Source organism: Caballeronia sp. LZ008 (assembly GCF_031451435.1).
Taxonomy (GTDB): Bacteria; Pseudomonadota; Gammaproteobacteria; order Burkholderiales; family Burkholderiaceae; genus Caballeronia; species Caballeronia zhejiangensis.
This window is the reverse complement of record NZ_JARUXK010000004.1, coordinates 949,342-970,462: the sequence shown is the minus strand read 5'-3', so window position 1 is coordinate 970,462 and position 21,121 is coordinate 949,342. Positions and strand designations below refer to the sequence as shown.

Genomic DNA, 21,121 nt, shown 5'->3' with positions numbered 1-21,121 from the left:
AACAAACACCTGGCGCCAGCAAAGAAAAATCGGAGCCAGCCATGTCAACCAACCAGCAAATCGGACTGATCGAACAGCAAGCCGCCGCGAACGGCTTCTCGCTCGACGACGAACCCGCGCTCGGCACCGAACTCGTCACGCGCCGTTCCGGCTATGAACATCACGGCATCTACGCCGGCAACGGCATGGTCATCCACTATGCCGGTTTCGCGAAGTCGCTGCATCGCGGCCCGGTCGAGGAAGTCCCGGTCGAGCAGTTCGCCGCCGGTCATGAAGTCACGATCCGCCAGAACCCGGCCGCGAAGTTCGTCGGCATGGAAGCGGTGCGCCGCGCCCGCAGCCGCCTCGGCGAAGACAACTATCACCTGCTCACCAACAACTGCGAGCACTTCGTTACGTGGTGCCTCGACGGCCGCGCCCGCAGCCGTCAGGTGCAAGCGTGCTTCATCGATCCCCACGCGGCCGTCAGAGCCGTGGCGGGACTCTTCCGCGCCTATGTCGCCGCCGAACGCCGCCGCCGCATGAACGTGGCGCTCGCAGCCTGAACCTCACGTTTTGCCGATCGATTCCGAGGAGACCATCATGCAAACCACCGAAAACTCGCTGCACTGGGCCGTCGACAAATGGCTCGCCCCGACTGCCGCGCATCCGGCACGCGTCGTGCGTCTGTGCCGTTCGCATGTCACCGGCGCGCGCTACGTCTGCATCGAGGCGCAGCATCCGGGCGGCCCGCTCGCGATCATCTTCTTCCGCCATGACGACGGCACCTGGAACGTGTTTCCGCCGCAAGCGAAGCGTCCGTCGATGAGCGCGGCGCGCCTCGCCGCCTGAAGGCGCGTACGATCGGCCGGGACGCGTCGGGCGGCCCCGGCTTTGACACGGCAATCCCGCTGCCGCTACTCTAGGCGCATCGTCGCGGCCATTTGGATGAAGCCGCCGGTCGCACGGAAGCAGCAGGTCGTGGTAGTTTTGCGTCCGTGAACCAGATCGTACATTTTCGAGGTATTGCCGATGACCCAGCCCGACTCCTCTTCCTCCGCCCGCGCGACGCCCGATTCGAACCTCGGCGACAATCCGCTCGGCATCGCGGGGCTGGAGTTCGTCGAGTTTTCCAGCCCCGATCCTGAAGGGCTCGCCCGACTGTTCGAGACGCTCGGCTTCGTGCCCGTCGCGCAGCACATCAGCAAGGCGGTGACGCTCTTTCGCCAGCGCAGCATGAATTTTCTGTTGAACGCGGAGCCGGACTCGTTCGCGTCGCGCTTTGCCGAGTCGCATGGCGTCGGCATCGCGGCGATCGGCATTCGCGTGCTCGATGCGCAGGTCGCCCACGAGCGCGCGCTCGAATACGGCGCGTGGGATTTCGAGGGCGAAAAAATCGGCCCGAACGAGCTTGCGATTCCGGCGATTCAAGGCATCGGCGATTCGCATATCTATTTCGTCGATCACTGGCCGGGCAAGAACAGCGGCGAGACATCGATCTACGACATCGACTTTCGTCCGATTCCGGGAGCACGCGCGGATCTCAACGGCACCGGCCTGCTCGAAGTCGACCACTTCACGCAGACGGTCGGCGCAGGCCGCATTCAGGAATGGCTCGATTTCTATCGGGAAGTGCTGCACTTCTCGGAGATTCATCAGGTGCATCCAGACTGGCACGTCTCGCAGGATTCCGCCGTCACGCTTTCGCCGTGCGGCTCGATCCGCATTCCGGTGTACGAGGAAGGCACCTATCGCACGGATCTGATGCAGCAATATCTGCCCGATCACGAAGGCGAGGGCGTGCAGCATATCGCGCTGGCATCGGCGGATATTTTCGCTTCCGTCGATGCATTGATGGCGCGCGGCGTGCGCTTCCTGCAGCCGCCGCCGCGCTATTACGACGAGATCGACGAGCGTCTGCCGGGCCACGGTCTCGACATCGGAAAGCTGCGCACGCGCGGCATTCTCGTCGACGGCGAGATTCTCGGAGACGGCACGCCGCAGCTTTTTCTGCAGACGTTCGTCGAGCGCAAGCCCGGCGACATGTTCTTCGAGATCGTCGAGCGGCGCGGGCATCACGGATTCGGCGAGGGCAATCTCGCCGCGATCGCGAAGGCGCGCGGCTGACGCGACTCATTGCACGACGACCGTCCCCGTCATGTGCGGATGCAGCGAACAGAAGTACTTGTACGTGCCCGGTTTGTCGAACACATGCGAGAAGCTGTCGCCGCTGTCGAGCGGATCGGACTTGAAGCTCTTTCCCTCGTCGGCGACGGTATGCAGCATGTCGTCGTGATTCACCCACGTCACCTTCGTACCGACGGGCACGGTAATCGTCGCCTGATTGAACGCGAAGTTGTCGATGGAAACGGTCGGCGCGTTCGCCAGCGCGACCTGTTGCGCGGGTTCTGCCGCGCACGCCGACGGAATCGCCACGCCGATGACGCCTTTCACGACCAGCGCAAGCGCGGCCTGGCGCAGCAGCTTGCCGGCGAGCGGGCGGAGATTGTCGGGCGAAACGTAGTGCGCAATCGTCGATGCGATCATGACTGCACCCCCGCGAGCGACGTATCGGTGACGGCAAGTTGCCCGCGTCCCGCGATATGCGTGACTTCGCGCAGGCCGAGCATCGTGCGCAATTGTTCGGATGGCACTTTCATCGGCCCCGGACCGGACGGTGCGCCCGGCGCGGGCTGCGGAAACGCCGTCGACATCGCTGAATAAAAGCGCATCTCTCCCTCCACTTTCTGCGCCACCTGATGGACGTGGCCGTTCAGCACCGTTACCGAGCCGAAGCGTTTCAAGAGCGCGAGCGCCTGCGCGCTGTCGTCGGTGCCCCATCCCCATTGCGGATACAACGCCCACAGCGGAATGTGCGCGAACACGACGATCGGCGTGCTGCTCGATTTGCCCTGCAGATCCGCCTTGAGCCACGCGAGCTGCGCATCGCCGAGAAAGCCGAGGCCGCCGCCCTTCAGGTCGATCACGTTGGTCAGGCCGATGAAATGCACGCCGCCCTGATCGAAGCTGTACCAGTGACGCGTGCTGCCTTTGCCGTATTGCCCGGAAAAGCGGTCGAAAAACGCGTTGCCTTCTTCGACCAGCACGTCGTGCTCGCCGGGAACGTAATGCACGTCCATGCCCGACTTGCCGATGATCTGCGTCGCCGTGTCGAATTGCGCGGGCTTCGACAGATGCGTGATGTCGCCCGTGTGGATCATGAACGCGGGGCGTTTTTCCATCGCGCTTACGCGGTTGATGGCTTCTTCGAGCGTGCTCGTCGGCTCCGTGTTCGGATCCTTGTTGAAGCCGATGTGACTGTCGCTGATCTGCACGAAGCTAAACGAGCCGGTCTGCTCGGCCGCTTCCGCCGACGAGATCAGGCGCGAAACGGGCACGCCGCCGCTCACCGTCCAGATGACGCCGGCGCCCGCCCAGGCCATGCACGAAAGTGCGGTGCGGCGGCGCTTGCCGTGCTCGTCGAGTTCGTCGCGTTGCTGCGCGGGCGGCAGTGCGTTCGGGTCGGGTTTCATGATGGTTCCTTTGATGATGACGGCCGCGGTTCTTGTCGTTCGAATCGGTGAAGTCGGGCCCACGGCGGCTCGGTGCATGGGCGCGAAGCCGGCGATGCCCGTTGCGGCGGGCAGGATCACGTTGGCATCCGTCCATCGAACCAGCGAATGCGGCGGGATATTCCCGCTATATTTTTTTGAGTCGCCGTTGCAAACGGGAATAAAGCGCCCGCGTGAGGAGTAACGGATGGGAAGGCGCGGAAAAGCGATGCCGCCGCGCCCGAACGAAGTTTTCCGAACGTGATTGTGGAAAGGAGACCCGCGCGATGTGGCCAGGCAGGTCGAAAGAAGACAGGTCCGGGCGCCGCGGCCAGGCGGACGCCGAGGCGGCACACGCGCGCTTCGAAGCGACGGTGATGCCGCATCTGGACGCCGCGTACAACCTCGCGCGCTGGCTGTCGGGAAGCGCGAACGATGCCGACGATGTCGTGCAGGAAGCCTATCTGCGCGCGTTCCGTTTCTTCGGCGGATTCGAAGGCGGCGAGGAGGCGAACGCGCGTGCGTGGCTGCTCGCGATCGTGCGCAATACGTGGTTCACGGAGTGGCGGCGGCGCGTGCAACTCGCCGACGCGACGCCCTACGACGAGGAACTGGGCGGCGACGAAGCCTTGCCGGGATGGTCGGAGGAAGGCGCGGCCGATCCCGAAACGCTCGCCGTGCGCCGCGACGAAATTCATCTGGTGCATCGCGCGCTGGAGGCGCTGCCGATCGCCTTTCGCGAGGTGCTGGTGTTACGCGAACTCGAAGACATGAGCTACAAGGAAGTTGCATCCGTGACCGGCGTGCCGATCGGCACGGTGATGTCACGGCTCGCGCGCGGCCGCAAGATGCTGGCGGGGGCGGTGCGCGCGGCCCAGGGCGGGCAGGACAAGCCGAGCGTGCGCCTCGTGCGCCGCGCGGGACCGGGTCACGCAGAGGAGTCGGGAAATGGAAAATAACGACATTGCCTCGCTCGATGCGAGGCTTACCGATGGTTCGCTGTATCAGCGCGCGCCGGTGCATCTGCGCACGCAAGTGCTGGCGCGCGTGCGGGCTCAGGCCGAGGAAGAGGCGTGCAGGCGCGAGCCGGCGCGTCCGGCGAAACGCGGCTCGCGCAATCCGTTTGCCGCGCCGTGGCCGTTCTTCGGCGGCGCATTCGCGGGCGCGACGCTCTCGGCGCTCGTGCTCGGCACGATGCTGTGGTTCCAGGCGCTGCCGCTCGTCTCGTCCGTATCGACGGGCTCGCCCATCGCGCAGGAGATCGTGTCGAGCCATGTGCGCGCGCTGATGTCGGATCGTCCGATCGACGTGTTGTCCAGCGACAAGCACACCGTGAAGCCGTGGTTCAACGGCCGGATCGACTATGCGCCGCCGGTGATCGATCCGGCGGGTCCGGGCTTCGCGCTCGTCGGCGGACGGCTGGATTACATCGATCATCGGCCGGTGGCGGTCGTCGTGTATCGCTACCTGAAGCATCCGATCGACGTGTACGTATTTCCCGAGCGCAAGGGCGAAGCGAAGACGGAGCCGGTCGTCACGCAATCCGACGATGGTTACGCGCTCGCGCGCTGGAATCGCGATGGCATGACGTTCTGGGCCGTCACCGATGCATCGGGCGCGGTGCTGCGTCAGTTCGCGCACGCGATCGAAACCGGTGCGCCGCGATAACAAGTGCATCGCGCAAACGCTGTCATCGCTGCGATAGCCTGAAGAGTGCGCAAGGTTACGCGCGGTCATCCTCCGGGATGCCGCGCGTTTTTTTCTTTGGCGTTACGCGTATACCCGCTGTTTTCTCCGTTTCGAAAGCCATGAAAACGCTTTGGGATGCTGTCTAAATTCGCATCTTTTCCGGGTTATGCCGGGCTTTGCACAGTTGCGATGCATCGGGTGTGGGCTAACGCTCGTGCTCTTCGGGTATGTCCGAATATGGTCATATCCTTACATTTTTCTAAACTCGCTCACAGTCTATGTAATCGATAACGCGGAATGCGTTTAAAGGGCATTGCGAAATTCGCCGCGTTGCATGGGACTTTCAAATAACGAATCAGGCGACGGAGACACACATGAAGATGAAGCTCATTGCGAGCACGCTCGCGTTCGGCGTTTTCTCGTTGGCGCACGCGGCCGACCCGATCAAGATCGGCGTCGATGGTCCGTTCACGGGCGGTTCGTCTTCCATGGGTGTCAGCATGCGCGATGGCGTGCGTCTTGCCACCGCCGAGATCAACAAATCGGGCGGCGTGCTTGGGCGTCAGATCGTGCTGGTCGAGCGCGATGACGAAGCGAAGAACGAGCGCGGCGTGCAGATCGCGCAGGAGCTCATCAACAAGGAGAAGGTTGTCGCGGTTGTCGGCTATATCAACACGGGCGTAGCGCTCGCATCGCAGCGCTTCTTTCAGGAAGCGAAGATTCCGGTGTTCAACAATGTCGCGACCGGCACGGTGGTGACGAAGCAATTCGACGATCAGCCCGATAACTACGTGTTCCGCAACGCTGCCGCCGATCGCATTCAGGCGCCGATGATCGACGAGGAAGAGGTGACGAAGCGAGGCTTCAAGAAGGTCGCGATTCTCGCCGATTCGACCAACTACGGCCAGCTCGGCCGCGAGGATCTGGAAAGGGCGCTTGCCGCGAAAGGCGTGAAGCCCGTCGCCGTGGAGAAGTTCAACATCAAGGACGTCGACATGACGGCCCAGTTGCTGAAGGCGAAGGAGGCCGGTGCGGAAGCGGTGCTGACTTACGGCATCGGGCCCGAGCTTGCGCAGATCGCGAACGGCATGGCCAAGCTTGGATGGAAGGTGCCTTTGATCGGTAGCTGGACGCTTTCGATGGCCAATTACATCGACAATGCCGGCACTAACGGCGAAGGTGCGCGCATGCCGCAGACTTTCATTCAGGAAGCGAACACGCCGAAGCGCAAGGCCTTCATCGAGGCTTATCTGAAGGAATTCAAGCCGAAGAACGAGCGGATCGATTCGCCGGTTTCTGCTGCCCAAGGTTACGACTCGGTGTATTTGCTTGCTGCGGCCATCAAGCAGGCGGGGACGACGGATGGGCCGAAGGTCAAGGAAGCGCTCGAGAATTTGAACACTAAGGTCGAAGGTGTCGTGATGGTGTACGACAAGCCCTTTACGAAGGGCGATCACGAGGCTATTACGCCGAATGTGCCGGTTATCGGGGAGGTGAAGGGCGGGCGGGTGATCTATGCGTATGACGCCGATAAGAAAGGCGGCGGGACTCTGCGGTCCAAGCAGACCACTACTGCTTCGAATTGATTTTTTTATATCGCCGGATCCCGTATTCGTGTCGGTCTATTAGCGTTGCCCCTGTGCGGGGCGGCACCTACTTTCTTTGCTGCTGCAAAGAAAGTAGGCAAAGAAAGCAGCTTTTCAAGCCCGCGGTCACACGCAATTTGGGTAGTTCTCTCGTCCTCGATGGCACTCGCCTAAAGAGTGCCCTCAAAGGACCAATCGGGCTTGGCTCGCGCACGGTCTGACGAACCAGTTTTCGAAGGGCGCTGGTTCAGCACGAAAGAGCTTCGGCACAGCGCTACGCGCTGCCGCCGGGTCCGCAAGGGAAACCAAAGGGCGGCGATTGCAGTGAGATGGAGACGTTAGTAGAGAAGCACGCGCGGACCCGATTGACCGGTCGGCCGCGAAGCGGGCTGGAGCTATTTGGTGCTGAACCAGTTTGGTGTGTGGTGCGATGAGACGGACCGTGCGCGAGCCAAGCCCGATTAGGTGTTTGAGGACACTCGTTAGGCAGCCCACGATGGACGAGAGGACTACCCAAATTGCGTGTGACCGCGGGCGTATCAGTAGCTGCTTTCTTTGCTTACTTTCTTTGCAGCAGCAAAGAAAGTGAGTGCCGCCCCGCACAGGGGCAGTGCTAATAGACCGACGCGAGAGCGGGATCCGGCGACGACACCGAGCCGACACGAAAACGCGATCCAGCAAAACAGCATCACGCAAAAGCTATAGACCGAAGCGAAATCAGGAATCTCAAGAAGCGCAGACCTGCACAAGAAAAACCCCGACCATGATCCTCCTTCAACTCGTCTATAGCGGCATAGCACTCGGCATGATCTACGCCGTGATCGCGTTCGGCTATCAACTCACCTTCGCCACATCCGGCACGCTGAACTTCGGCCAGGGCGATGCCCTGATGCTCGGCGCGCTCGTCGGCCTCACGCTCGTATCCGCTGGCGTCAACTACTGGCTGATGATTCCGCTCGTGTGTCTCTTCGGCCTCACGCAGGGCGCGTTCGTCGAACGCATCGGCGTGCGGCCCGCCATCAAGATCAAGTCCGAGTTCGGCTGGATCATGTCGACGATCGCGCTCGGCATCATCTTCAAGAACGTCGCGGAAAACGTCTGGGGCCGCGACGATCTGCGCTTTCCTTCGCCCCTGCCCGAAGCGCCACTGAAGGTCTTCGGCGCAAACGTGCTGCCGATGGAACTGCTCGTCGTCGGCGGCGCGCTCGTGATGATGCTCGCGGTCGAGTTCTTCAACCGCAAGACGATCTTCGGCAAGGCCGTGGTCGCGACCGCGAACGATCGCGATGCAGCGTCGCTCATGGGCATCAACACCGGCCTCGTCATCACGTTTTCATATGCGCTTTCGTCGTTGACCGCTGCATTTGCAGGGGTTTTGATCGCGCCGCTGACATTGACCGGCGCGACGATGGGCGCGGTGCTCGGCCTCAAGGCGTTTGCCGTGGCGATCATCGGTGGCTTGTCGAGCGGCATGGGCATCATCGTCGGCGGGATGATCCTGGGCATCGCGGAGACGACGACCGGCTTCTATATCTCCACCGGCTACAAGGACGTGCCGGGACTCGTGCTGCTCTTGATCGTGCTCGCGGTCAAGCCCGCAGGTCTCTTCGGCAAGACGGCGATCAAGAAAGTCTGAGGCGGCGACGATGAAAGCAAAGAACTGGATCGCGGCGCTCGTCGGACTCGCCGCACTCGCAATTTTCCCGGTGGCGTCGGGCAATCCGTACTACATCCACCTCGTCGAAACCATCATGATCTACGCGATCCTGCTGTTCGGGCTCGATATCGTCGTGGGTTACACGGGGCAAGTGTCGCTCGGTCACGCGGGATTGTTCGGCGTGGGCGCATACACGGCGGGCGTGCTGTTCATCAAGCTCGGCATGCCGTTCTATCTGACCGCGCCGCTTTCGATTCTGATCACAGCCGGCTTCGGCGCGATCCTTGCATTGCCCGCGCTGCGCGTGTCCGGTCCGTATCTCGCGATGGTGACGCTCGCGTTCGGCACGATCATCCAGATTCTCATCAACGAGATGGATTTCCTCACCAACGGACCGATGGGTCTCAAGATCCCGAAGCCGATGTTCGCGGGACACAGGCTCGATGAGGTGCAGTACTACTGGCTCGTCGCGGCGCTGCTCGTCGTGTCGCTGATCGTCGTGCATCGCGTGCTGAAGTCGCATCTCGGGCGCGCATTCGAAGCGCTGCGCGACAGCCCCATCGCATCGGACTGCATGGGCGTGTCGGTGTATCGCTACAAGGTAATTGCATTCGTAATCAGTGCGGGATTCGCGGGCCTCGCGGGCTGCCTGTACTCGTATTCCGAGCAATACATTTCGCCTAACACCTATAACTTCGAACTGACCATCCTCTTCCTGCTCGCCATCATCATGGGCGGACGCAAGACGCGCACGGGCGCGATCATCGGTTCGACGGTGATCGTCATGTTACCCAAGCTGCTCGACGATATCTCCAACTTCCGCGTCGTCGCGACGGCGCTGGCGGTCGTCGTCGTCGCGGGCGCCGCGCTTGCGCTCGCGAAGAAGACCACGACGCCGCAGCGCGTTGCGGTGCCGATCGTCGGCACGGCGGGACTAGCGGTGTTTTCGTTCTGGATCGAGGCGCTCACCGACTGGCGTCTGACCATCTTCGGTCTGATGATCCTGCTCGTCGTTTATTACCTGCAGGATGGCATCGTCGGCTTCGTGCGCAAGACGCTGAACCTTGGCCGCGTGCGCGTGACGAAGGTCGATACCGATGAGCTCGCGAGCCATACGCGCCAGGACGATGCCGTCGCGGCGGTCGATACGGAAGGCGCGGATACGATCCTCGACGTGCGCGGCGTGCTGATGCAGTTCAGCGGCCTGAAGGCGTTGAACGATGTGAATCTCACTGTGAAGCGCGGCACGATCCACGGCCTCATCGGTCCCAACGGTTCCGGCAAGAGCACGATGATGAACGTGCTGACGGGCATCTATGTCCCGACTGCTGGCGCGATCGAATACGAGGGGCAATCGCTCGCGGGGCGTACATCGTCGAAGATTGCGCTGTCGGGCATCGCTCGGACGTTTCAGAACGTGCAGCTCTTCGGCGAGATGACGGCTCTGGAGAATGTGCTCGTCGGCTTGCATCACACGTTCAGATCGAACATCGCGGATGTCGGCGTGATGAGTCCGCGATATCGGCGCGAAGAGCGCTCGGCGCGTGAGCGTGCGTTCAACATGCTTCGTTTTGTGGGCCTGGAGCATGTCGCCGGAGAGGAAGCGCGCAATCTGCCCTACGGCAAGCAGCGTCTGCTTGAAATCGCGCGTGCGTTGGCGCTCGATCCGCAATTGCTTCTGCTCGATGAACCCGCGGCCGGATTGACCGCGCCGGATATTCGCGAACTCGTCGCGATCATTCGCAAGGTGCGCAATCATGGCATCACGCTTGTGTTGATCGAGCATCATATGGATGTGGTGATGAGCGTTTGCGATACGGTTTCCGTGCTGGACTTCGGGCAGAAAATCGCCGAAGGGAAGCCTTCCGAGATTCAGGCTAATGAGAAGGTTATCGAGGCTTATTTGGGGGGACAGGCGGCGCAGGTGGCTTAGGTTTTGTTTTCGCCGGATCCCGTTTTTTTAGTGGTCTATTAGCGTTGCCCCTGTGCGGGGCGGCACCTACTTTCTTTGCTGCTGCAAAGAAAGTAGGCAAAGAAAGCAGCTTTTAAAGCCCGCGGTCACACGCAATTTGGGTAGTTCTCTCGTCCTCGATGGCACTCGGCTAAGTGTCGCCCTCAAAGGACCAATCGGGCTTGGATCGCGCACGGTCCGCCGCCCGAAAGCGCTGAGGACACTGGTTCAGCACGAAAGAGCTTCGGCACAGCGCTACGCGCTGCCGTTGGGTATGCAAGGGAAACCAAAGGGCGGCGATTGCAGTGAGATGGAGACGTTAGTAGAGAAGCACGCGCGGACCCGATTGACCGGTCGGCCGCGAAGCGGGCCGGAGCTATTTGGTGCTGAACCAGTTTGGTGTGTGGTGCGATGAGACAGACCGTGCGCGAGCCAAGCCCGATGGGGCCTATGAGGGCACTCTTTAGGCAGCCCACGATGGACGAGAGGACTACCCAAATTGCGTGTGACCGCGGGCGTATCGGAAGCTGCTTTCTTTGCTTACTTTCTTTGCAGCAGCAAAGAAAGTGAGTGCCGCCCCGCACAGGGGCAGTGCTAATAGACCGACACGATCACAGGATTCCCCCAAAAGCCGAAAAAGAAAAATGCTGACGATAACAAACCTCCACGCCGGCTACGGCAAAGTCAAAGTCCTCCACGGCATCTCACTAACCGTGCCGAAGGCAAAAGTCGTCACGCTGATCGGCTCGAACGGCGCCGGCAAGACCACGACGATGCGCGCCATCTCCGGCATGATCAAGCCGACCGAGGGCGAAATCACAATGGGCGTCGGCAGCAACTCCAAGCGCATCGATTCGCTCGATTCGCACAAGATCGCGCGCCTCGGACTCGCGCATTCACCAGAAGGACGCCGCGTATTCGCGACCATGTCCGTCACCGATAACCTGCTGCTCGGCGCTTTCCCGCGTCTCACATGGTCGCGCCCGAAGGGCGATGTCAGCGCCGATCTCGAACGCGCGATCGAACTCTTTCCGCGTCTGAAAGAACGCCGCAATCAACTCGCCGGCACGCTATCGGGCGGCGAACAGCAGATGCTCGCCATGGCGCGCGCCATCATGCTCAATCCGGACCTCGTCCTGCTCGACGAGCCGTCGATGGGTCTCGCGCCCATTCTCGTCGACGAAGTCTTTCGCATCATCGAGCGCCTCAAAGCGGACGGCGTCACGATGCTGCTAGTCGAACAGTTCGCAGCCGCAGCGCTCAATGTCGCGGATTACGGCTACGTGCTCGAAAACGGACGCGTCGCGACGCACGGCCCCGCAGAGCAGTTGCGCAACGATCCGTCGGTGAAGGCGGCCTACCTCGGCGCGAGTCACTGATTGCCGCACTGCGGCAGACGCAATCCGCTCTATCATGATCGGAGCGCGACCGCGCGCGTCCGACATCGTGAAAGGAGCTGCCATGATCAGCGGCAAGACCACTCTGATTGCTCACCTCGGCTACCCGACCGAAGCGTTCAAGGCGCCGATGATCTACAACCCCTGGTTCGACAAACAGGGCATCGATGCGGTCGTCGTGCCGATGGGCGTCAAACCCGACGATTACGTCGCGTTCCTGCCGCATCTGTTCAAGCTGACGAACATCCGCGGCGCGCTCGTCACCATGCCGCACAAGATCACGACCGTCGGCCTGATGGATGAAGTGAGTCCCACCGCGCGCATCGCCGGAGCCTGCAACGCAATCCTGAAGCGCGAAGACGGCACGCTCGTCGGCGATCAGTTCGACGGCGCTGGGTTCGTGCGCGGCGTCGAGCGCAAGGGCCGCAAACTCGCGGGCACACGCGTGCTCGTGCTCGGCAGCGGCGGCGTCGGCTCGCCGATCGCGGCATCGCTCGCGGCGGCGGGCGTCGCGGAACTCGCTATCTTCGACACCAACACGGCGTCCGTCGAAGGGCTCGCCTCGCGCTTGCGCGAGCACTATCCGAACCTGATCGTCAGAACCGATACGAAAGATCCCGACGGCTTCGACGTCATCGTCAACGCGACACCGCTCGGCATGAAGGACACGGACCCGCTGCCGTTCGATATCGACCGCATCGCGCCAGGCACGTTCGTCGGCGAAGTGGTGATGAAGTCGGAATACACGCCGCTCCTGCGCGCCGCGAAAGACAAGGGCTGCGCCGTGCAGGTCGGCACGGACATGCTGTTCGAGATGATTCCGGCGTATCTGGAGTTCTTCGGCTACGGCACCGCCACTGCCGACGAGCTGCGCGCGGTCGCTCAGATCAAATACGCGTAACGAAGCCTGCGCGGACATAACCGCGCTTCGTTCCTATACTTTTATCGACACAGCAAGGCAGACGCTCATCCTCTGACAAATAGGCCGCCCGTATGCGCGGCTCGGAAAAGCAGGGAGGAATCATGGGATCGACTGCACCCGGCTTGCCGGCCGATGACAATCACGCGCCGAAGCCGCACGGCCATCCGGCATTGATGGGGCTCTCGCTCGCGGCGCTCGGCGTAGTCTACGGTGATATCGGCACGAGTCCGCTCTATACGCTCAAGACCGTGTTCGATCCCGCGGGCGGCCTGCCTTTGCAGCCGGCGAACGTGATCGGCATCGTGTCGCTGATCTTCTGGTCGCTCACCATCATCGTGTCGCTCAAGTACGTGACGCTGATCCTGCGCGCCAACAATCACGGCGAAGGCGGCATCATGGCGCTGCTCGCGCTCGCGGCATCGTCGGTGGAATCGAAGAAGCGGCTGAAGCATGTGCTGCTGCTCGTCGGCGTGATGGGCGCGGCGCTCTTTTACGGCGATGGCGTCATCACGCCCGCCATTTCCGTGCTGAGCGCAGTGGAAGGCCTCGAAGTGGCGGCGCCCGGCCTTCAGCCTTATGTCGTGCCCCTCACGCTCGTCGCGCTGGTCGCGCTGTTCGTGATGCAAAAGCACGGTACGTCGGGCATCGGCGCGGTCTTCGGGCCGGTGATGGTGCTGTGGTTCATCGTGCTGGCCGTGTCGGGGCTCATGAACATCAAGGAATCGCCGCATATCCTCGCGGCGCTCAATCCGCTCGAAGGACTCGAGTTCTGCATGCGGCATCGGTGGCTCGCGTTCGTTGCGCTGGGCGCGGTCGTGCTTTCGCTCACGGGCGCCGAAGCGCTCTATGCCGACATGGGCCACTTCGGTTCGCGGCCCATCCGCCTGACATGGTTCGCGATCGTCTTCCCCGCGCTCGCGCTCAACTATCTCGGTCAGGGCGCGCTTCTTATCGCCGATCCCGCCGCGTTGCAGAATCCGTTCTACCGGCTCTTTCCATCGTGGATGCTGTATCCGATGGTCGTGCTCTCCACCATCGCGACCGTGATCGCATCGCAGGCCGTGATCTCGGGCACCTATTCGATGACCAAGCAGGCGATGCAGCTCGGCTTTCTGCCGCGCATGAGCGTCGTGTACACATCGGCGCGGGAGATCGGGCAGATCTATGTGCCGGGCATCAACTGGACGCTCCTGCTCGCAGTGGTCGCGGCCGTGCTCGGCTTCGGCTCGTCGACGGCGCTCGGCTCCGCATACGGCATCGCGGTCACGGGCACGATGCTCATCACCACGTTGCTGACGTTCTTCGTGATCCGCTATGCGTGGCGATACAACTGGGCACTATGTATCTTCGCCACCGCATTCTTCTTCGTGATCGACGCGATGTTCTTTTCGGCGAATTGCCTGAAGATTGCGGACGGCGGCTGGTTCCCGGTGGCGATCGGTCTCGTGATGTTCACGATCATGGCGACGTGGGGACGCGGTGCGCAGATGATGATTCAGGAAGCGCGCGCGCGTGCGGGCACGATGCCGCTCAAGCCGTTTCTCGCCAACCTGCTCGAACGTTCGCCGGCGCGCGTGGAAGGCACGGCGATCTTCATGTCGAACGATCCGAGCGGCGTGCCGCATTCGCTGCTGAACAACCTCATGCATAACCGCGTGCTGCACGAACACACGGTCTTTTTGACGGTCGCGACCGAGCCTGTGCCATGGGTCGACGAAGCGCGCCGCGTGTCGATCGAAACGCTCGGCAACGGCTGCTTCCAGGTGACGGTGAACTACGGTTTCAAGGACGAAGTCGATCTTCCCGCCGCGCTGGAAAAGTGCCGCGGGGCCGGGCTGAAATTCGATCGCGCGACGATCTCGTACTTCATGTCGCGCGCGACCGTCGTGCCGACGCCCGGCGCCGGCATGGCCTTATGGCGCGAACGGCTGTTCGCGATCATGTTGCACAATGTCGGCAACGTCGCGGCCTATTTGCGATTACCGGCCGATCGCGTGATCGAACTCGGCGCGCGCGTCGAGATATAACGGCGCAAATCAGATGATTTGCGTGCGTTCGACGCAAGCAGGCGGCGCGTATTCAAGCGAAACTCACGATAAGAAATGCGGCAGACAGGAGACGCCATGACCGCCAGCAACACGCCGACCCGCCATCCGTTTCCATCGACAGCGCGCCTCGTCGAACGCGGCAAGATCTCGTCCGCGCGCGAGGCCGTGCGTCTGATCCGCTCGGGCGACACGATCGCGACGAGCGGTTTCGTCGGCATCGGCTTCGCGGAGGAAGTGGCGATCGCGCTCGAAGAACGCTTCGTCGAAGGCGACGATCCGATCGCGGACCTCACGCTCGTGTATGCGGCGGGCCAGGGCGATGGCCGCAGCAAAGGCCTCAATCATCTGGCGCGCGAAGGGCTCGTCAAGCGCGTGATCGGCGGGCACTGGGGACTCGTGCCGGGCCTTCAGAAGATGGCGATAGAGAATCGCATCGAAGCGTATAACCTGCCGCAAGGCGTGATCTCGCAGCTCTTTCGCGATATCGCCGCGCATCGGCCAGGGCAACTTTCGACGGTCGGGCTCGGCACCTTCGTCGATCCGCGCAACGGCGGCGGCAAGCTCAATGCGCGCACGACGGAAGATCTCGTGCGGCTCATGGAGATCGACGGCACGGATTATCTCTACTACAAGACCTTTCCGATCGACGTCGCCATCGTGCGCGGAACGACCGCCGATCTCAACGGCAACGTCACGATGGAAAAGGAAGCGCTGACGCTCGAAGCGTTGTCCATCGCGATGGCCGCGCGCAATTCGGGCGGCATCGTGATCGCGCAAGTCGAGCGGCTTGCGGAATCGAACACGCTCAACTCGCGCCAAGTGAAGATACCCGGCGTGATGGTCGACTGCGTCGTACTGGCGAAGCCCGACAATCACTGGCAGACCTTCGGCGAGCAATACAGCGCGGCGTTTTCGAGCGAATTGCGCGTGGCCGCGAGTTCGGTGCCGCCGATGTCGCTTACGGAACGCAAGATCATCGCGCGGCGAGCGGCGTTCGAATTGATGGCCAATAGCGTCGTGAATCTCGGCATCGGCATGCCGGAGGGCATCGCGAGCGTCGCGAACGAAGAGCAGGTGATCGATCTCTTCACGATGACGACGGAGCCGGGCGTGATCGGCGGCATTCCCGCGGGCGGCCTCAATTTCGGCGCGGCGACGAATACGCAGGCGATCATCGATCAGCCGTATCAGTTCGACTTCTACGATGGCGGCGGCCTCGACATCGCGTTCCTAGGCCTTGCGCAAGCGGACGGCGAAGGCAATCTCAACGTGAGCAAGTTCGGGCCGAAGCTCGCGGGCGCGGGCGGCTTCATCAATATCAGCCAGGCGGCCAAGAAGGTCGTGTTCGTCGGCACTTTCAATGCGGGCAAGCTCGATGTCGCGATCAACGAAGGCAAGCTCGAGATTCGCCGCGAAGGCGAATGCCGCAAGTTCGTCGATGCCGTCGAGCATCGCACGTTCAGCGGGCGTTATGCGGCGGAGCGCGGGCAGACCGTGATCTATATCACCGAGCGCTGCGTGTTCGAACTCACGGACAAGGGACTTGCGCTGACCGAGGTCGCACCGGGCGTCGATATCGAGCGAGACATCGTCGCGCAAATGGGTTTCGCGCCGATCATGGACACGCCGCCGCGTCTGATGGACGAACGCATCTTCCGCGATGCGCCAATGGGCTTGCGCAATATCCTGCTGAGGCTCGATCTCTCCGAACGCTTCAGCTACGACGCGGAGAAGAATCTCTTCTTCATCAACTTCGAAGGCCATGAAGTGAAGAGCCTGAGCGATGTCGAAGCGATTCGCCGCGAAGTCGAAAAGCAGTTAGCGGGCGTGACGACGAAGCCGCACGCGATCGTGAACTACGATAACTTTTCGATTCGCCCCGACATGCTCGACGCGTATTCGGAAATGGTCACGGAGCTCGTCGATGGACACTATGACCGCGTGACGCGCTATACGACGAGCAGCTTTCTAAGGCTGAAACTCGGCGACGCACTGAAACGTCGCGGCGTCGCGCCGTATATCTACGAAAGCCCTGAAGAAGCGCGCGAACACGAATCGAAACGCGCGTCGGAATGAAGCAAGGGCCGCGATTCGAGCGGCCCTTCGAATGTCATCCGCGAGCGGGGCGACGCGGCGCGGCTTCTCGCTGATTGCGCAGCCTGCTATGACGTATGCCGTAGCCGAAGTAAATGACGACGCCGATCGCCATCCAGACGATGAGCCGTATCCACGTATCGGCGGGCAGGCCGGACATCAGAAAGAGCGATGACAACGCGCCGAGCGGCGCGACCACATACACCGCGGGCGTCTTGAATGCGCGTTCGAGATTCGGCTGCGTGATGCGCAACACGAGCACGCCGATGCACACCACCATGAACGCGAACAGCGTGCCGATGCTCACGAGTTCACCGACGAGACCGATGGGCAACAGTCCCGCAAGAATCATCACGATGATGCCGGTGATGATGGTCGTGATATAGGGCGTGTGAAAGCGCGGGTGAATCTTCGATGCGAACGGTGGCAAGAGTCCGTCCTTCGCCATCGAATAGAAGATGCGCGGCTGCGACAGCAACAGCACGAGAATCACCGACGTCAGACCGAAAATCGCGCCCAGTTTCACGATGGGCGAAAGCCAGCGCATGCCGATCGCATCGACGCCGACTGCGATCGGGTCCGACACGTTCAGCTTGTCGTAAGACACGATGCCGGTGAGTACGTACGAAACGAGCACGTAGAGAATGGTGCAGATCGTGAGCGAACCGAGAAGGCCGATCGGCATGTCGCGTCGCGGATTGCGCGTCTCCTGCGCGACGCACGATACCGAATCGAAACCGATATAGGCAAAGAACACGACGGCCGCGCCACGCAAGACGCCGCTCATGCCGAACACGCCCGACTCGCCGGTATTCGGCGGTATGAACGCGCCGGTCGGATTTTGCGGAGTGACCCAGTGGTTCGTATCGACATAGGCGATGCCCGCCGCGATGAACGCGAGCACGATCAGCACCTTGATGACGACGATGAAGCTGTTCACACGCGCCGACTCGCGTATGCCGATAACCAGAAGAATCGTGATGAGCCCGACGATCACCATCGCGGGCACGTTGAGGATCGCGCCGACATGACTCCAGCCGTGACCGGGATCGTAAGCGAAAGGCGCTTTCGCAAGCTGTTCGGGTATGTCGATGCCGATCGAATGCAGAAAGCTCACGACATAACCCGACCATCCGATCGCGACGGTCGTTGCGCCGACCGCGTATTCGAGTATCAGATCCCAGCCGATGAGCCACGCAATCAGTTCGCCCATCGTCGCATAAGCGTAGGTGTACGCGCTCCCCGATACGGGCACGGTGGAAGCCATCTCTGCATAACACAGGCCAGCGAGCGCACAAACGATTGCGCCGAGCACGAAAGAGATGATGATCGCGGGGCCGGCGTTGGTGGCGGCCGCGTGGCCCGTCAGCACGAAAATCCCCGCGCCGATGATGCAGCCGATGCCGAGCAACACGACATCGAGCGCGGTGAGCGAACGCTTCAGCGCGTGGCCGCCGTGTTCCTGAAGCACTTCCTCGCTTTCGGCCGCTTCGCTTTGCAACGCAGCAACGGACTTTCTTTGCATGACGGTCACGATCGCCTCCTTATGCGGCGGCAGCGTGGCCACGCCGGGTGGCGCGGCGAATTCTGTCGCCTGTTCGACTGCGCGATGATCCAGGTGCCTGCGGCCTTGCACTTGCACGTTCGGTCTGACGTATGTGTCTCGTGATAGCAGATTTCGCCGGCGAATTCGAGCGCGGCGCCGTGCGAAACGCGAGCAACGGACATTTACGAAATATGCTTATTCACGGCGTCGCGGGTACGGAGCAGGAAACGTGCCGCTGACTATATCCGCCGTGGCTCGTGCGGCGCGACGCATGACCACACGACGCCAGCGGTCATCAATTGCCGATGCATCGCGCACTATAATCACATTCACGATTGCAATCCTTAACCCGGAAACCGTTCTTATGCATATGGAACGTTCACCGGCCTTTTCCTCACGTGGAGATTTGATATGGCTATACGCATTGGTGATGAAGCCCCCGATTTCACGGCAGAGACGACCGAAGGCACGATTCGCTTTCACGAGTGGATCGGCGACAAATGGGCAATCCTGTTCTCGCATCCGAAGGACTTCACGCCGGTTTGCACGACCGAGCTCGGTTATATGGCCAAGCTCAAGCCCGAGTTCGACAAGCGCAATACGAAGGTGATCGGCCTCTCGATCGACCCGGTGACGAATCACTCGCAGTGGGCGAAGGACATCGAGGAAACGCAGGGCACGGCGGTCAACTATCCGATGATCGGCGACGCGGATCTCAACGTCGCGAAGCTCTACGACATGATCCATCCGAACGCGAGCGGCGCGAATCCGCGCACGGCGAACGACAACGCGACGATCCGCGCGGTGTTCATCGTCGGTCCGGACAAGAAGGTGAAGGCCACGTTCACGTATCCGATGAGCGCGGGCCGCAACTTCGACGAAGTGCTGCGCCTGCTCGACGCGCTGCAACTGAACGCGAAGCACACGGTCGCGACGCCGGTGAACTGGAAGCCGGGCGATGACGTCATCATTCCGACGTCCGTCTCGGATGAAGACGCGAAGAAGAAGTATCCCGAAGGCTTCAAGACGCTGAAGCCCTATCTGCGCACGGTCGCGCAGCCGAAGTAAGACACGGCGCTTCCGGGCGTCTCAGGCGCCGGCCCGCGAAATGCGGACCGGCGCTTTTCATTTCGCTCAGTTATGCCCCGTGCGTCGCTCGGGCGACGTTTCGACTTCGCCGGGCCTGCGCAGCATCTTGTCCACTTCGCCCGCGTGCAGTTCCTCGACCTGGATCATCTGCCGCGCGTATTCCTCCAGCGCGACGGAACGGTCTTCGACGAGCGAGAGCAACTCGCGATAATGACCGAGCGCGACGTTTTCCGATTGCAGCGATTCGCGCAGGATCGTCGCGATGTCGAACGTGTGATTGTCGAGCAGCGGGCCTATTTCAAGCGACGGATACGCGCCGAGCGTCGTGATCCATTCGCCGGCCTGATGCGCGTGCAGCAGGGATTCATCGGCCTGCGCGCGCAGCCACGAGACGATGGGAATGCGTCCGAAGCCGAAGACGAGAAACGAATAGTGCGTGTAACGCACGACACCCGCCAGTTCGGATTCGAGAATCTTGTTCAGGACGCCGACGACCCTTTCCTTTTCGAGCTCTGCCATTCTTGCCTCCGTTTTTCAACGCCGCGCATGCACAGGCATGACTCATTGTAGTCACGCGCGCGGCGCATGCGAGGCGAAAGTGCGGCGTCCGGGCGCGCAAGATGCGCTCCCGGCGGGCCATGAAGGCGATGCGGGCGGCCTGCCCGCCGCTGCATCCGAATGGTGATTCAGAACCGGCTTCAGGCGATTTCTTCGATCCAGAGCGAGGCAGTGCGCGACAGCACTTGCGACATGGCCGCTCGCGCGCCGTCGCCGTCGGCGGTTTCGATCGCGCGCACGAGCCTGCCGTAATCGCCGAGCTGCGAATCGGGCACGCGCGGCAGCGCATGGGGCTGATTGCGCAGCGCCGCCTTCATGGTGCGGATGCCGACGCGCACGACGCTGCCCATCTGCCGTAGCACTTCATCGCCGCTTGCATCGACGATGGCGGCCTGCAGCGCCTCTTCGGCGGCGGACTGCAAGGGTTCGGACGGGCTCGCATGCAGGAGCCGCTGATAGGCCGCGTTGATGGCGATGCGCTGATGCCGGTTGGCACGCGTCGCGGCGAGCGCGGCGGCAGGCGGATCGACGAGCGCGCGAAATTCCATCAGCCTGCGGATGCAGTCGGGATCGTGCAGCGCACGCATGCGCCACTCGGCGACTTCCGGGTCCATGATGAGCCATTCGCGTGCAGGCTTGATGCGCGTCCCCGTCTTGGGCCGCACGTCGAGCATGCGGCGCGAGATGAGAATGCTCAACGCCTCTCGCATGATGGTCCGGCTCACACCGTGCTTCTTCGAAAGAATGACTTGTGGCGGAAGCACGTTGTCCTGGTATTCGCCGCTCACGATGCCCGCGACGAGTTGATTCACCACGCGCTTGACGAGCGATGCTTCATATCCATGATTCATGTTTTTGTTCTCGTGATAACGCCCGCGCCTGCGGCTTCGAGCTGCTCGTCGCCGAGCGGCAAGGCCAGCGCTTGTCTAAGTTCACGGCGCCTCGGTGCGCCGCACGGTCGACCGCTCGCGCGATGCGCTTGCCCGGCACGCCGTGTATTTGGTCCCCCGGATTTGACTACTCGATGCGGCCTTGGCCGCACACCCCGCAGCGG

At 62.0% G+C, this 21,121-nt stretch carries 19 protein-coding genes; 14 read left to right on the top strand and 5 right to left on the bottom strand.

Annotated features, from left to right (window positions below; all coding sequences use genetic code 11):
- The first annotated feature begins 41 nt into the window (after positions 1-41).
- The 3 genes from QCE49_RS29475 to QCE49_RS29465 all read left to right on the top strand — a co-directional run bounded on the left by QCE49_RS29475 (position 42) and on the right by QCE49_RS29465 (position 2,106).
- Positions 42-545, top strand: coding sequence for a lecithin retinol acyltransferase family protein (locus tag QCE49_RS29475; RefSeq protein ID WP_008353261.1), 504 nt, complete (start codon positions 42-44; stop codon positions 543-545).
- A 37-nt stretch (positions 546-582) separates the two neighbouring features.
- On the top strand, positions 583-831 hold the full coding sequence (locus QCE49_RS29470) for a hypothetical protein (protein ID WP_033537064.1): 249 nt from the start codon (positions 583-585) through the stop codon (positions 829-831).
- 180 nt (positions 832-1,011) lie between these two features.
- Positions 1,012-2,106 (top strand): 4-hydroxyphenylpyruvate dioxygenase family protein, encoded by a 1,095-nt coding sequence (locus QCE49_RS29465; RefSeq protein ID WP_250456796.1) that lies wholly within the window; start codon positions 1,012-1,014, stop codon positions 2,104-2,106.
- A gap of 6 nt (positions 2,107-2,112) precedes the next feature.
- On the opposite strand, the gene QCE49_RS29460 is transcribed toward QCE49_RS29465, so the two are convergent.
- A complete protein-coding gene (locus tag QCE49_RS29460; protein ID WP_008353264.1) occupies positions 2,113-2,526 on the bottom strand; it encodes a cupredoxin family copper-binding protein in 414 nt (137 codons plus the stop codon).
- The gene (locus QCE49_RS29455) at positions 2,523-3,512 is read right to left on the bottom strand and encodes a metallophosphoesterase (RefSeq protein ID WP_175979380.1); all 990 of its coding nucleotides are present in this window, start codon (positions 3,510-3,512) and stop codon (positions 2,523-2,525) included. Before QCE49_RS29455 ends, QCE49_RS29460 begins: the two co-directional genes overlap by 4 nt.
- 305 nt (positions 3,513-3,817) lie before the next feature.
- On the opposite strand from QCE49_RS29455, the gene QCE49_RS29450 reads away from it, so the two are divergent.
- The 9 genes from QCE49_RS29450 to QCE49_RS29410 all read left to right on the top strand — a co-directional run bounded on the left by QCE49_RS29450 (position 3,818) and on the right by QCE49_RS29410 (position 16,856).
- Complete coding sequence (locus tag QCE49_RS29450; RefSeq protein WP_250440631.1) at positions 3,818-4,489, top strand: RNA polymerase sigma factor; 672 nt, start codon at positions 3,818-3,820, stop codon at positions 4,487-4,489.
- A complete protein-coding gene (locus QCE49_RS29445) occupies positions 4,479-5,198 on the top strand; it encodes an anti-sigma factor (RefSeq protein WP_250456795.1) in 720 nt (239 codons plus the stop codon). The genes QCE49_RS29450 and QCE49_RS29445 overlap by 11 nt, the downstream gene beginning before the upstream one ends.
- Positions 5,199-5,593: 395 nt before the next feature.
- Positions 5,594-6,805 carry an ABC transporter substrate-binding protein gene (locus QCE49_RS29440; RefSeq protein ID WP_309806700.1) on the top strand — a complete coding sequence of 404 codons (1,212 nt, stop codon included), beginning with the start codon at positions 5,594-5,596 and terminating at the stop codon, positions 6,803-6,805.
- 763 nt (positions 6,806-7,568) lie between these two features.
- Positions 7,569-8,441: a branched-chain amino acid ABC transporter permease gene (locus tag QCE49_RS29435; RefSeq protein ID WP_008353273.1), complete on the top strand. Its 873-nt coding sequence runs from the start codon at positions 7,569-7,571 to the stop codon at positions 8,439-8,441.
- A 10-nt stretch (positions 8,442-8,451) separates the two neighbouring features.
- Positions 8,452-10,395, top strand: coding sequence for an ABC transporter permease subunit (locus tag QCE49_RS29430; protein WP_175979376.1), 1,944 nt, complete (start codon positions 8,452-8,454; stop codon positions 10,393-10,395).
- Between the two features lie 662 nt (positions 10,396-11,057).
- A complete protein-coding gene (locus QCE49_RS29425; RefSeq protein WP_175979375.1) occupies positions 11,058-11,792 on the top strand; it encodes an ABC transporter ATP-binding protein in 735 nt (244 codons plus the stop codon).
- 82 nt (positions 11,793-11,874) lie between these two features.
- The gene (locus tag QCE49_RS29420) at positions 11,875-12,711 is read left to right on the top strand and encodes a shikimate dehydrogenase (RefSeq protein WP_250440629.1); all 837 of its coding nucleotides are present in this window, start codon (positions 11,875-11,877) and stop codon (positions 12,709-12,711) included.
- A 122-nt stretch (positions 12,712-12,833) separates the two neighbouring features.
- The gene (locus QCE49_RS29415; RefSeq protein WP_175979374.1) at positions 12,834-14,759 is read left to right on the top strand and encodes a potassium transporter Kup; all 1,926 of its coding nucleotides are present in this window, start codon (positions 12,834-12,836) and stop codon (positions 14,757-14,759) included.
- A gap of 96 nt (positions 14,760-14,855) precedes the next feature.
- Positions 14,856-16,856: an acyl CoA:acetate/3-ketoacid CoA transferase gene (locus tag QCE49_RS29410; RefSeq protein WP_250456793.1), complete on the top strand. Its 2,001-nt coding sequence runs from the start codon at positions 14,856-14,858 to the stop codon at positions 16,854-16,856.
- Positions 16,857-16,890: 34 nt separating this feature from the next.
- Here the strand turns inward: QCE49_RS29410 and QCE49_RS29405 are convergent, their stop codons facing one another.
- The gene (locus QCE49_RS29405) at positions 16,891-18,399 is read right to left on the bottom strand and encodes an amino acid permease (protein ID WP_175979570.1); all 1,509 of its coding nucleotides are present in this window, start codon (positions 18,397-18,399) and stop codon (positions 16,891-16,893) included.
- A 432-nt stretch (positions 18,400-18,831) separates the two neighbouring features.
- On the opposite strand from QCE49_RS29405, the gene QCE49_RS29400 reads away from it, so the two are divergent.
- Entirely contained in the window at positions 18,832-19,488 is a 657-nt protein-coding gene (locus QCE49_RS29400) for a peroxiredoxin (protein WP_008353285.1), read from the top strand.
- Between the two features lie 66 nt (positions 19,489-19,554).
- Here QCE49_RS29400 and QCE49_RS29395 read toward each other — a convergent pair whose 3' ends face one another.
- Entirely contained in the window at positions 19,555-20,028 is a 474-nt protein-coding gene (locus QCE49_RS29395) for a bacterioferritin (RefSeq protein WP_175979372.1), read from the bottom strand.
- Positions 20,029-20,065: 37 nt separating this feature from the next.
- On the opposite strand from QCE49_RS29395, the gene QCE49_RS29390 reads away from it, so the two are divergent.
- The gene (locus QCE49_RS29390) at positions 20,066-20,194 is read left to right on the top strand and encodes a hypothetical protein (RefSeq protein WP_268811586.1); all 129 of its coding nucleotides are present in this window, start codon (positions 20,066-20,068) and stop codon (positions 20,192-20,194) included.
- 13 nt (positions 20,195-20,207) lie between these two features.
- Here the strand turns inward: QCE49_RS29390 and QCE49_RS29385 are convergent, their stop codons facing one another.
- The gene (locus QCE49_RS29385) at positions 20,208-20,918 is read right to left on the bottom strand and encodes a FadR/GntR family transcriptional regulator (RefSeq protein ID WP_008353287.1); all 711 of its coding nucleotides are present in this window, start codon (positions 20,916-20,918) and stop codon (positions 20,208-20,210) included.
- Positions 20,919-21,121 lie beyond the last annotated feature (203 nt).